The sequence below is a fragment of the Paenibacillus sp. FSL H8-0122 genome, assembly GCF_038005345.1.
Classification (GTDB): Bacteria; Bacillota; Bacilli; order Paenibacillales; family Paenibacillaceae; genus Paenibacillus_AQ.
Genome location: NZ_JBBOTB010000001.1, coordinates 6010841 through 6023449 on the forward strand (window position 1 = coordinate 6010841; position 12609 = coordinate 6023449).

Sequence of the window (12609 nt, forward strand, 5' to 3'; positions counted from 1 at the left end):
CCTAACCGCTAGTCTTGATAAAAGACTTTGCGTGAGATCAGCGCCGTCGTGATCCACAACAGCAGCGCAATGATGGCAAAATACATCCAGGACATGGCTGCGCTCAGCCCGAAATTGAAGCTCTTGAACGCTGTATCCACCACCATGCGGCTGGTCTGGTCGCTGATGAAGCTGTCGATGATGGTATAGACCAGATTCGTCAGGATCAGCGGGCCGATCATCGGAAACGTAATTTTCCAGAAGGCCTCGTAGCCTGTGGAGCCTTCAATCTTCGCCGCCTCATACAGGGAAGGGGAGATCGATTGCAGCCCCGCCAGGAAGATCAGGATCTGCACGCCCGATTGGCTGACAATCTCATAGATCCGGCTCACCGCCCCAGTCAGATACTGCACCACGGTGGGGCTCAGACCGGATTCGATCAGCAGCGTGGTCAGCTCCAGATTCTTGATCACCGACAGGCCTCCGCCCGTGGAATCACTGGCGCTGCGCACCACAGACTGCATCAGATCCCCGTTCTCAATGCTGGCAATAATACCCGAGGCCAGAATGACCGGCAGGAAGAAAATGGCCCGGGCCAGCACTCTGCCATGGAACTTCTGATTGAGCAGTACGGCGAAAAACAGGCTGAAAATCAGAATAAGCGGGGTGTTCAGCACGATATTCGAAACGGATTCCGTTAATGTCCGGACATAGGATTCATGGGAGAACAGCGCCTCCCGGAAGTTCGCGAGTCCGATATATTTTAGCGTGAAGCCCTCATCATTGACCTGCAGGTTACTGAGGCTGAACCGCAGGGAAGACAGCAGCGGCGTCAGGAACAGGAAGCAGAAGCCCGCGAACCAGGGAAGAATGAAGTACAGGCCGTAATATCTGTTTTTTTGCTCCAGGGACAGCTTCTTAAGCTTCATTATTGCTGCTCACCTCCTACCCGGTAATTCCGTCCGTCTATGGTTACTCCGCCCACAGTCACCGGTGCACGGTTGTAATTCACTATAATCGTGGTACCCGCTTCATAAGCCGTCTGATAGACACCTTCCGCCAGCTTCTTATGCTCCTTGATCGTCTGGGACTGGACACTCTTCAGTACACGGCTCAATGCCTGATACTGCCCGGCTGCCTGATCAATCCAGCTGCGGTAATCGGCTGAATACAGCCGGTCGAAGCCCGTCATCTTGACCGCAGAGGGATCTGCATAGAACCAGGTATAATACGGTGCGCTCCCGGTCTCCAGCGCCTTCAGCAGACTAAGCGTTGCATCCTGATCGTCAGCCATATTCCAGGCAGTTCCGGCATATTGCAGATAGCCGTGGTACACCAGCTGGAAGAAGGGGATGCTCTCATCCGTAATATTGAACCCGCTGCTCTGCATGGGCGCAGCCACAATATGACGGGCGAAGGGAGCTGCGTACGCATTGCCGCCTTCAACCATCAAGCGGGGCACCGAGCTGCTCATGCGCTCCAGCTGCTCCTTGACGATTCCCTCGGCCCGCTGGCGGTCAATTAGATTCTCCGCATTGAAATCGGAATTCAGCCTGCTGCCGAGATCCCGCAGGGACAAGCCGTCCACTCCAAGCGCTGCATAATCCCCGAGGAAGCCGTCTACCACACCCGGCAGTACCCGGGGACTGACGACATAACCGGAGGGCTGCTTCATATCCTGCTTGAGGTCAGAGATATCATAGGGATACGTATGCGCCAGCTTGCCCGTAATCAGCCGGGCGGCCTGTGACTTGCCGAGGCCCTTGGCATCCGGGAAGGTCTGCAGGAACGAAGCATCGGGATACAGTGTAATCCCCTTATCCTGTGCGTAAGATTGCAGCTCCTGAAGTCCTTTTGCCCCGCCAAGCTTGCTGTCCACCGATACGCCCTTCGGGTAATTATGGTTGATGCCGCCGTTGAACCATCCGGTGTACCGCACTTGAATGTCCCCTATTCCCTTCTCCTGCATCTGCTCCAGAATGACCCTGGCCTCCTTGAAGGAAGTAAGCGGCTCATAAGCGCTGTAGGGAATGCCCAGGAAGAACTTCTTTTTCGGAATGCCGCCGATCAATTCCAGGTAGAAGGGAACGTCCTCCGCCTCTTCCAGCCTTGCCATCCCGGTATGTTCGATTAAGTACTCCCGGTATTGCGCGGCCATGCCTGAATAGCTGGCTTCTTCCTGATCAAGGAAGCTGTACGCTACAGTGATATCTCCGGGAAAGATACCTGCCTGAAATTGCTTCACCGTACTGGAGCGCCAGCCGTTGGTCAGCGTCACTTCCTCCAGACTGCCCAGCGTATAGCTGGAGAAGACATTGTTATACTGATTCAGCCGCCCGCTGACGTCTGCCTCCACGGCTGCAACCGCAGCTCCGCTCTCGATCACCGCCAGGAAGCCGCGGTCCTGAACCTTCATGCCGAATACAGGCAGCCGTGCGGTCTCCTCCTTCTGCACTTGCCCCAGCTGGGTCAGCGCAGCATCCGGCCCGTACAGCGCGGTACGGTAAGGGGTAGCATAGAGCTTGTTATTATTGAAGTGTATCAGCGACCCGGAGCCGTCCGGCACCAGGCTGTAGCCTTCATCCTTCGTCCCGCTCGCCCCAAAAAACGGCAGCAGCGACAACGTCTGAATGTGCATATTATCTGGATAACGGACCTTATCGCCCGGGATGCTTACCCGTAGCTGCTTTCCGTCCAGCCGGTATTCCAGGGGGAGCGTCACCAGGGCGGCTCCGTCCTCCTCTTCACCGTAGGCCGCTTTGTCGATGGCAATTTGCGCCTCATCATAGCCGACCTGCTCGAACAGGGAAGTCACCTTCTTAAGCCCGACTCCCTTAAAGGACGTATCTCTTCGTTCATACCGCTTGTTCGGCTCATCATACCTGAACCGCTTCTCGATCTCCTTCTTGTCACTGTCCTTCTCAAGGCGGCCGATAATCAGGGTACGAAAGCGTTCTTCACTGATGTATTTGGGAATACCGTCGATATTGCTCTTGACCTCCCCCAGCGTATACACGATATTCAGGCTGCCGCCCGATTCCTCGATGGTGAACTGGCTGCTCTGCACACTGTGGGTGTAGTTGTCATAGTTCATGAGATTGCCCTTGCTGTCATAGTAGGTCAGCTCTACCTGTACATTCAGCTTGGATTTGTTATATCCGGTGGCGACAGCATCCTGTTCGCGGTCCTGCGGGTTAGAATACCAGAGCGCTCCGCTCTTCTTATCCTTAACGGCGATCTCCGTTGTGTCCCGGTTCAGATACAGGGTCAAATATTCGTTGTCCAGGGCCGCCTTCAGACCAGCGGATAGCTCCGGCGCTTTCGGGGTGGCCTGCACGCTCTGCGCTGAGGATGGTACCGCTGCTTCGGATTGTATTGCCGTATCGGATTGTACCGCCGCTTCCGCTTCAGGCGCGGATTCCGCCAAGTCTGTGTACGGCAGCAGGGCTGAGCCGCTGAGCATAAGCACAATGGCAATAATGGTTAGCTTCTTCTTCAAAGCCTGGCTCCTCCTTTCTTATCCGCGAAGTGAAAGCTCCTGGTAGACGGTGTAGACAAAACTGACAATTTGCTGGATCAGATTGAAGAACAGCAGGCCCAGGAAGATGATGATGCCCGCCACGGCCAGCGTCAGCAGCATGGTTGTAATCGTTTTGAGCACCGTGTACTGATGAACCGTCATGGTCCCGATGAACAAGAGCCATACGAACCACAGCGTGGCCAGAGCATCCAGCAAATGATAGAAGGAAGCCTCCCGCAGCGTAATCACGTTGCTGAGCAGGATATTGGGAATGTTGATCAGAATCAGCGGAAGCAGGGCGTACCCGGTCGTAATGACGATCTCCGCGAACTTGCCCTCCCCGTCCATCAGCGTCGTCAGCGACCAGTTCGCCAGGCACCAGAGCAGGAACGGGAAAATAATATACTTGAGCTCATTGATACTGTTCAGTTCAAGCGGGTGATTATAATTGACCACATAGCCTACATATTGGCGCTTCACAATCATAGTCAGGGTAAGGAATATAAGAATGCCCAGTGCCATGCGCAGCTTGCCCTTATTCTCGTATTTCAGATCCCAGAATCCGTCGAAGGGGTGTACTGCTACATGCAGTGAATATTTAATGTCCTTAAGAAACAACATCCTGGACCCTCCCTCCCTTTCTCGGCCGCTTCATCAGGCGGGTAATCACGTAGCCGCCCAGCAGCACGGCTATCATTCCGGTCATATAGACGCTGAAGTGATCGCGCATATACTCCCTGCGGTATTTCCCCAGCGCCTTGGAGTAATATTCACGGTCATTGCCCAGCTTCAGATAGGTCATGGCCTCCTTGTATTCGCCTTGACGGAGCAGCGATTTGCCGATGCCGACATAGGCCATCTCATAGTTGGCATCCAGCTTCAGCACCTCCCGCCACAGCTTCGCGGCTTCATCATGCTTGCCAGAGCTGTACAGGGCGTTGGCTTCATTGACCATGCTGCCGAACCGGGTCAACGTGAACTCGGTAATTCTCCCCAGATCACGGTCCAGCACATAGAGCGCATCCCCATCGCTCTCCACCGCCGCCGGGTTCTTGAATGTGCCGAGCTGGCTGCCCAATTGGCCGATTACATACAGCAGCTTGCCGTCCTCATTGTAGGTGAAGATCCGCCCGCGCGTGGCGTCCAGTGCCCGGTAGACCCCGTTTCCGGTCACATCAATGTCAATGAAGGCGGAGCGGTCCCGGCTCAGATCGCCGATGGGCGGGATCTCCCTGCTGACCCGCAGGACATCGATGCCGGAGGGATTCAATCTTTTTACCGGAGAGAAGGTCTTCTTATCCACGGTAGTGGTATAGATGAAGCCATCTTCATCGACATCGACATTGTTGAATTCCAGCGGAATGAACTGCACCATCTTCTCGCGCTGCTCCTTGGTTGATACCGACTTCCAGAACAGATCCACAGGATCAAACTGCACCTTGTTCGTGCCCATGAAGCCCGTGAACTGCCCGTCGCTGTCGAACTCGATCAGCCCTTCATAGACCCCTCTGCCGACCACATAGATGCGGCCTGCCTTATCCACAATCACTTTTCGCGGAAAATACTCAAAACCCGCTCCGATCACATCCGCCTTCGGCGCTCCGATCTCCCGCACGAAGGCCCCTGTTCCGTCCAGCTCGACCAGCCGTCTGTTCTCCGTGTCCGCCACGTAGATCCGGCCGGCATCCGTAACGAAGAGTCCCTCCGGGTTATTGAAGCTGTCCTTCTTCTCCCCGTTCCGGAAGCCTTTGATGACACGGAGTGTGTTCCACTCCTTATCCAGCACCACAATCCTCCCGTTCCCGGAATCGAGCACATAGAGCAGCCCTTCCGCTGAGACAAACAGGTCTCCCGGAGCGGTCCAGGCTCCCGTCCCTGCCTCCAGCCCGCTGATGGCCCTCGAAGGAAGATAAGCAATCGGCGACTGAACCGCGTCTCCCCAGTAGGAGTAGGTATATCCTTCATACGGCGCAGCCCCGGCCGGCCTAGGACACAGGCTGACAAGCAGCAGCACGGATACAAGCACCAGTATCGATGACTTTATTCTCAACCCTAACGCCTCCATCGCTTCAGTCCTTCATGCCGGACGAAGCCATCGTCTGAATCACATTGCTCTGTGACAGAATGAACGTCACAATCGGCACGGTCATCATAATCACCGCTACCGCAGCCCCGACTCCTGCACGGGCGATCCCGCCCTGAATAATCTGGCCCATCGCGTAATGCAGCGTCTTGAGCTGCTCGCTGTAGATGAAGCTGCCGCCGTCCGTGCCCCATAGCATCTGCATCATCAGAATGAGCAGCGTCAGCCAGGCCGGCTTCACCAGCGGCATGACGACCTGCCAGAAGATGCGGTATTCACTGGCCCCGTCTATCTTCGCCGCCTCCAGCAGCGCATCGGGGATCTGCTCCATGAACTGCTTCATGAGATAGAGTCCCAGCGGATAGGCAAAGGCAGGAACGATAACCGCCTGGTAGGTGTCCATCCAGCCCAGAGCGGACATAATCATATAGTTCGGTATCGCGGTGACATGCGGCGAGAACATCAGCGACAGGACAACCACGGTGAACAGCACCTTAGAGCCGCGGAATTTATGCTTCGCCAGCGGGTAAGCCGCCGCCGAGGCCAGCAGGATATGCCCGGCTGTACCGGCAGCGGTAATGAATACCGTGTTGAATATATATCTGGAGAACGGCACCCAGGAATTCTTCATCACCTGAAACAGATTGGCGAAGTTCTCAAGCGTAGCATTGCGTACAAACAGCGTAGGCGGGAAAATAAACAGCTCATCCAGCGGCTTGAACGCATTGTTAATGACATAAATTAACGGAATCGCCATGAAGGATCCGAATCCGGCCAGGGCCAGGAACAGCAGGGCGTCGACCTGCCAGGAGCGGTTTACTTTTTTGTTCAGACGTATAGCAAGCTTCATCCCGCTTATTCACCCACCCTCTTCAGCAGCTTTTGAACAATCAGATTGCTGCCCAGCATCATCACGAACAGCACGGTAGCAATCGCCGAGGCATAGCCCATCTCGAAGCGGATCGTCCCGTAGTCCACCAGATGGGTTACGATCGTATGCGCCCCGTACTGCACACTCGGGAAGCCTGCCAGCGCCATAGCCACATCGGCAACTGCCAGCGACGCAGTGATCTGAATGACCGCACCGAACATCAGCTGCGGCCGCATGGAAGGGAGCGTAATGAACCACAGCTCCTGCCAGCGGTTTTTGACACCGTCCACAGCTCCTGCTTCATATAACGTCTTGTCAACGGTCTGCAGTCCGGCAATGAAGGCCAGGAAGCTGGTCCCGAGGCTTAGCCAGAGCTGTACCAGCATGATGATCCCCAGCATATACTTGGGGTCCTGCAGCCATTGGATCGGCTCATAAATAACGCCAAGCTGCATGAGAAGTCCGTTGATGATCCCGTAGGAGTCACTGGAGAAGATAATCTGCCAGATGAAGAATACGTTCCCCGAGATGGACGGCGCAAAAAAGATCAGAGTCATAAACGCCCTCAGCTTGGGATTCAGCTCATTGATCAGCCAGGCAAACAGAAAACAGGCGATATAGCTGACCGGACCGGTAACCACTGAGAAAATCAGCGTATTCTTGACCCCGATCAGGAACACATCATCGTTCCAGAGCAGCTTGGAATAATTCTCCCAGCCGATCCAGCGCGGCATCTCCAGCATGTTGAAATGCGTGAAGCTGAAGATGATCGAAATGACCACCGGCAATACGGTAAACAACAGAAACAGCACCATATATGGAGCCAGCAGTACATACAGATGTTTATCCCGCCGTATGTCTTTGCCGAACAACGCCCAGTAATTACGCAGCCCGGAAGGGGACAGCCGGGGCTGAATCAAGGGTTCGGCCGTATTTTTCACTTTCTGCACAAGAGTCCCTCCCTATTCCCTTCGTTTCAAATCGAACTCTGCTCTCTTTTGATCAATCTCATAGTCGATCTCCTGCACATAATCGTACAGGGCATCGGCGGTGTTCGTTCCATTGTTGATGACCTCGCGCAGAGCATTGTCCAGATGGCGGCCTGTGAAGTAACCGCCCGGCACCTCAGGCACACCCTGCACCCATTGCCACTGCTCCTCCAGATTGCGGTAATCGCTTGTCGGCCACGGCAGCTCCTTAAGCGCTTCAACGTTCGCGGTCGGATACCGCGCTGCCGCGCCCATGAGGCCCTCCATCTCCCGGCCGAAGCGGACCTGAGAATCCTTGTCTACCCACCACTTCATGAATTCCCAGGCGGCATCCTTGTTCTTGGCCTGCCTCAGCATTAGGGCGGCGGTTCCCCCGCTGGCAACATCCCTGCGGATACTGCCGTCCGGCTGTTTCGTTCCCGGAACCGGAATGAATTCCCATAGCCCTTTAATCTCCGGCGCAGAGACCGTCAGATAGTTATAGAATGTATAGTCCTGAATGCCGACCGGCATCTCGCCGGTGCGGAAACGCATCGGGAAGTCGAAGATCAGCGGCAGCTTGTAGCTGGTATAGAAATTGGTCCAGTTCTTGAAGGCGGCCAGCCCCGTCTCTGTATCGAGTCCGCTCTTCGCTCCGTTATTCAGATAAAATGATCCGCCCATCTGATAGAGCAGCATAGCATAAGCGCGGTTGACCTCCAGCACCGGCACGCCTGTCGTCTGCGCGAGCGGCAGCGCCATATCCATCCGGTGCTTCTGCAGCACCGGAATCATAGCGTATACCTCATCCCACGTCTGCGGCGGCTCAAGATTCAGCTCCTGCAGAATATCCTTCCGGTAGAACAGCATGTTGAAGATCTGCTGCTCCGGCAGGGCGAAGACCTGATTCTCGAACCGGTACGGCACGAGCGCGCTGTCTCTGAACTGCTTCACCACATCCTCGTAGCCGGGATACTTCGACAGATCCTCCGCCGCTTGGCGCATCCCGAAGTTCACCGGCATATCATTGCCGACCTGCATCGCCACATCCGGGCCTTCCCCGGCCAGCGAGGCGCGCAGCAGCACATTCGGACTCACCAGCTTCAGATTGACACCGATGCCGGTAAGCGGGGTAAATGTATCATCGATCATTGCCTTCAGCACCTGCGCCTGGTCGCGGCCGGTTCCGATCCATACATCAATGGTCTCGCCGTTCTCCGTGGTATTGCCAATCGTGTTGTAATCCTCGAAGAACGAATGGGTGAAGGACGACACCTCATGCACAAGCTTCCTGAACCCGGAAGCATTCGCCTTCGGAAGCTTCACATCCGGCGAAGAGAGCAGCAGGTAATCAATCTCCAGCGGCTGCTCCCGTACCTCCAGAATCCAGGAGCCGACGCTGCCGACATTGATTTTGAACTGCGATAGCCGCTTCTGCACCGTTTCCGGCTTGTCGGCCATGTCCGCCAGCTGATAGGCAGTTTTATTCAAGGTTGCGGTTTTATCACTCTTTTCCCCTGTAAGCCGGACCAGCTCTTCCGATATGCCATATAGAATCTTGCTCTGCTCACGGAAGACCGCCGTCATATCCGGGATTTGCTCCTCCAGCCTGTAATCGCGGTACGGATCCGGCACATTGCCTGTAATCATCAGGATTTTGCGGTACATCGCATTAATGTCCAGCACACTGGCCTCCACCTGGCGCAAGAGCGGCGCAATCGCCCCGAGGCTGACCTCCAGCTGCAATTCGTGTTTTCCTTTGCTTAAATAGAACAAATACGGCTCATCCCCGTTCCCCAGCCGGTTCATCTGCCAATCCGAATCGTAGTAGAACGGTATTTGCAGCATTTCCCGAAAAGGAACCTCTCCGTCAATCCGCAGGGAGCGTGTGGAATAGATCCCTCTTAACAGCTCCTGCCGGCCTTTGATGGTGATGTTGTACAGACCGTCCTCCGGTGCTTCCACTTCCCAGGCGATCCATTGGCCCGGTACCCGCCAGTTGTTGCCGCCAATCGTGTTCATTCTGATCTTGGAGACATCGTACGGCTCTGTTGAAGGGCTTGAGCGGTCTGTGACCGGATACAAGGTCGGGGAGGATTTGTAGGCCGCGTCTTCCCCCTGAATCTTGATCGTATGGCCGCTGGTTTCCTTGTATTCTTGAGCTTCGTAGCCCTGCTTCACCTCTGCATAGGCAGCGGGTGCAGCGTAGCTGTGCAGCTTAATATAGTCGATGACCATCGGCTCTCTGCCGGACACCATCGTTATGGTGTGCCGGCCTGCCGGGAAATAGAATTGGTACGGCTCCTCATAGTAGCCTTCCGTATCTCTCAGCAGCGTCTCCTGCCAGGCCGGAGCCTCAATCTGGCGCGGCCGGAGATCATTGTCCCGGTTATCCTGCCGGATCTCCGGGTTCTCATTGACCCAGATCCGCGCGAAGGACAGATTGCGGGCGCTGGTGAATGGCAGCTTGCCGTCAATCAGCAGCTCACGTTCAATCGCCGAGCTTTTGCCCTTCACCGGATAATAACGGACCGAGATGTGGTACAGTCCGGACTTCGGCACATCCAGCTGCCACCGGATGGAGCCGCTCTCCTCCGTTCTGACGTATCTCCCCGTCTCCCCGCCAAGCTCCGTTAGCACCTCCGGGCTCATCCCCTCGGCCCCTGTATAATCGGCCCCCTTCAGCATAATTTCTTCGCGCGGCTGCTCCTCGCCCTCGTATTGCTGCAGATAATGCTCATAGCTGCCCTCAGGCAGCTGCCGTACCTCCTGCCCGTTCCCCGTTACACCTTGCGCCGCCTGGGCAGCAGGCAGCTCTGCGCTTGCCGCAGGCAGCGCCATCATGGAGATCAGCATGACGGTTACAAGTGTCCGGTTCATCATCCGCCGGGATAATGGCATTCTCACTCGGGTTCCCTCCTCTAGCAGACTTGCATTTAAAGAGTGTTACAGGTGCAGCTGGTTATATTTCAAGTGGAACGGCCTGGCAGTCCTTTTGAAGGACGGTACCGTTTCAGCGCGAAATTCTTATATTTCAAGCGCACACGGCTACGCCGCCCTTTAAGGGCGGCTGCCGATTCTGCGGACTAACACAGCAGGTATGGTGCAGAACAATCAGGAATTATCCTTGTTATGAGCTGTCCTGCTACCTATTTCTTCTCTTTATCCTGCTCACCGCTCAGTACCTTCTTGGCTGCGGCCTGCGCCGTTCCAATGACCTGGGCCACCCCGGTGGACGGTGTAACCTCGCCCTTCAGGAATTTCTCAGTCACCTTATCCAGCTGATCCTTGACGCCAAGACCGCCGTAGCGTCCGCCATAGACCCGCTCTACCTTACCCTCATCATTCATCGCATTGGCGATAGAGGCTTCATCCGGCAAAATATTCTCCATCGACAGTCTGCGGTTCTCCTGCCAGCTGTCGAACGGCTGCAGATCCTCCCAGATCTTCACGATGGTATCCGCATCCTTGACCCCTTTGGGAATGGCATACGCTGCTGTCTGGCCCAGCGGATCGTAGTACTTATCGGCCTGCGGGCCTTTTGGAATATAGACGTATCCCCATTCATCCTTCATCTTGCCGAGAATACGCCCCTCGATTTCCCAGAGACCGCCCGGATACATAGCCACGGTGCCTTCTCCAAAATACTTAGCCGGGTCTTCCCAGTCATTGCCCTCGTTAGGCTTGAAAACCTTATCCTGCGTGTACAGCTTATGAAGGAAGTTAAGCGCTTCCATAGATGCCGGTGAATCAAAGACCGCCTTCTGAGTGGCTTCGTCGTAAATTTTGCCGCCGTTGCTGGCGATCAGCAGCTCAGAGATCACATAATGGGCTCCGGCCAGACCGTACTGGTCCATCTTCCCGTCACCGTTCTTGTCAATCGTCAGCTTCTTCGCCGCATCAAGCATCGTATTCCAGTTCCAGTTATCCTCATCCATCAGCTGCTGCGGGTCCTTCAGGCCTGCTTCCTTGAAAATACGCTTGTTGTAGAACACGCCGCTGTCGTTCGGGCTGTACCAGCTCTCCAGACCATAGACCTTGTCGCCGCCAAAGCGCATGGAATCAATCACACTCTGATCGATGAGTGAATCCATCAGATAATCATCCAGCGGTGTTAGGAAGCCGCCATGCATCAGGCCCCAGATGAAGCCGTCAGGCAGCCGGACAATCTCGGCAAACGGATCGCTCGCCATAACGGAAGAGGACAGCTTCTCGGCAGTGGACCAATACTCTGTATTCAGGTATTTAATCTTGACGTTGTATTTCTCTTCCACCGCTTTGATCCGTTCGCGGGCAAGCTCATCTGCCTCTGAATCCCCGACAGGAGTGGCATCCCACCAGTGGGAAATGCGGATCTCCCGCCCGTTCAGATTGGCAGCCGGCGTTGCCGAAGGCGCTTCCGTTGCTGCTGGTGCCGTTTCACTGGCTGCCGGAGCCTGAGTCGCCTCCGCCGCCGGTGTTGCCGGTGCAGCCGCATTATTCCCTCCGCTGCAACCGGTTACAAGTGTAACTACGGCTGTCATCAGCATGAACCAAGCCGAGCTTTTCTTCTTCAACTGTTTCACTGTTCGCCACGCTCCCCTAATTTCAGTGATGTTAAGCCATTTCAAGATTGAACTGATTCAAGATTGAATTGATTCAAGCATGTCTGCGCCCGTCCCCCCGCTCCCTTCCCGATGTCATATTTATATAGTGGCGTATGCCAGCATATAAGCCCTTAAGACTACCCTTGAAATGATGAAAAGAAAACTTGGAAATAAATGAACCTGGATACGGGCAGTGCCGCTCTCGCGAGAAGGATAAGGATTATTGTACGGCCCATGCCGTCCCATTAAGAGCGATACTGCTTCAGAGGGCATATTAGGAGCAACTGTGCAGGTGCCTTCCTGAGAGAAGGATAAGGATTATTGCACGGCCCTTGCCGTCCCATTGAGAGCGATACCGCTTCAGAGGGCGTATTAGGAGCAACGGTGCACGAGGCCTCTCCCGAGAGAAGGATAAGGATTATTGCACGGCCCTTGCCGTCCCATTAAGAGCGATACCGCTTCAGAGGGCGTATCAGGAGCAACTGTGCACGGGCCATGCCGTCCCTCTAAGGTCGGCACCTCTCTCGCGGGAAATATCCGGATGACTGGTGGGTTACAGCTGCGAATTCCTTATACTTTTCAAATTATCAGTAAATTCGCAA

8 protein-coding genes are annotated in these 12609 nt (G+C 55.1%); all 8 read right to left on the reverse strand.

Annotated elements, in window-relative coordinates:
• Nucleotides 1-8: 8 nt before the first annotated feature.
• Nucleotides 9-908 carry a carbohydrate ABC transporter permease gene (locus NSS64_RS25660; protein ID WP_340944837.1) on the reverse strand — a complete coding sequence of 300 codons (900 nt, stop codon included), beginning with the start codon at nucleotides 906-908 and terminating at the stop codon, nucleotides 9-11.
• Entirely contained in the window at nucleotides 908-3478 is a 2571-nt protein-coding gene (locus NSS64_RS25665) for a DUF5696 domain-containing protein (protein WP_341141992.1), read from the reverse strand. Before NSS64_RS25665 ends, NSS64_RS25660 begins: the two co-directional genes overlap by 1 nt.
• Before the next feature lie 18 nt (nucleotides 3479-3496).
• Nucleotides 3497-4120, reverse strand: coding sequence for a Yip1 family protein (locus NSS64_RS25670; RefSeq protein ID WP_340944841.1), 624 nt, complete (start codon nucleotides 4118-4120; stop codon nucleotides 3497-3499).
• Nucleotides 4107-5549, reverse strand: a complete 1443-nt coding sequence (locus NSS64_RS25675; protein WP_341141993.1) for a tetratricopeptide repeat protein — start codon at nucleotides 5547-5549, stop codon at nucleotides 4107-4109. Before NSS64_RS25675 ends, NSS64_RS25670 begins: the two co-directional genes overlap by 14 nt.
• A gap of 19 nt (nucleotides 5550-5568) precedes the next feature.
• Nucleotides 5569-6432, reverse strand: coding sequence for a carbohydrate ABC transporter permease (locus NSS64_RS25680; protein WP_036700030.1), 864 nt, complete (start codon nucleotides 6430-6432; stop codon nucleotides 5569-5571).
• A 5-nt stretch (nucleotides 6433-6437) separates the two neighbouring features.
• On the reverse strand, nucleotides 6438-7343 hold the full coding sequence (locus NSS64_RS25685; protein WP_445667852.1) for a carbohydrate ABC transporter permease: 906 nt from the start codon (nucleotides 7341-7343) through the stop codon (nucleotides 6438-6440).
• Between the two features lie 72 nt (nucleotides 7344-7415).
• The gene (locus tag NSS64_RS25690; protein WP_341142902.1) at nucleotides 7416-10322 is read right to left on the reverse strand and encodes an extracellular solute-binding protein; all 2907 of its coding nucleotides are present in this window, start codon (nucleotides 10320-10322) and stop codon (nucleotides 7416-7418) included.
• 248 nt (nucleotides 10323-10570) lie between these two features.
• Nucleotides 10571-11986: an extracellular solute-binding protein gene (locus NSS64_RS25695; RefSeq protein WP_341141994.1), complete on the reverse strand. Its 1416-nt coding sequence runs from the start codon at nucleotides 11984-11986 to the stop codon at nucleotides 10571-10573.
• Nucleotides 11987-12609: the final 623 nt, after the last annotated feature.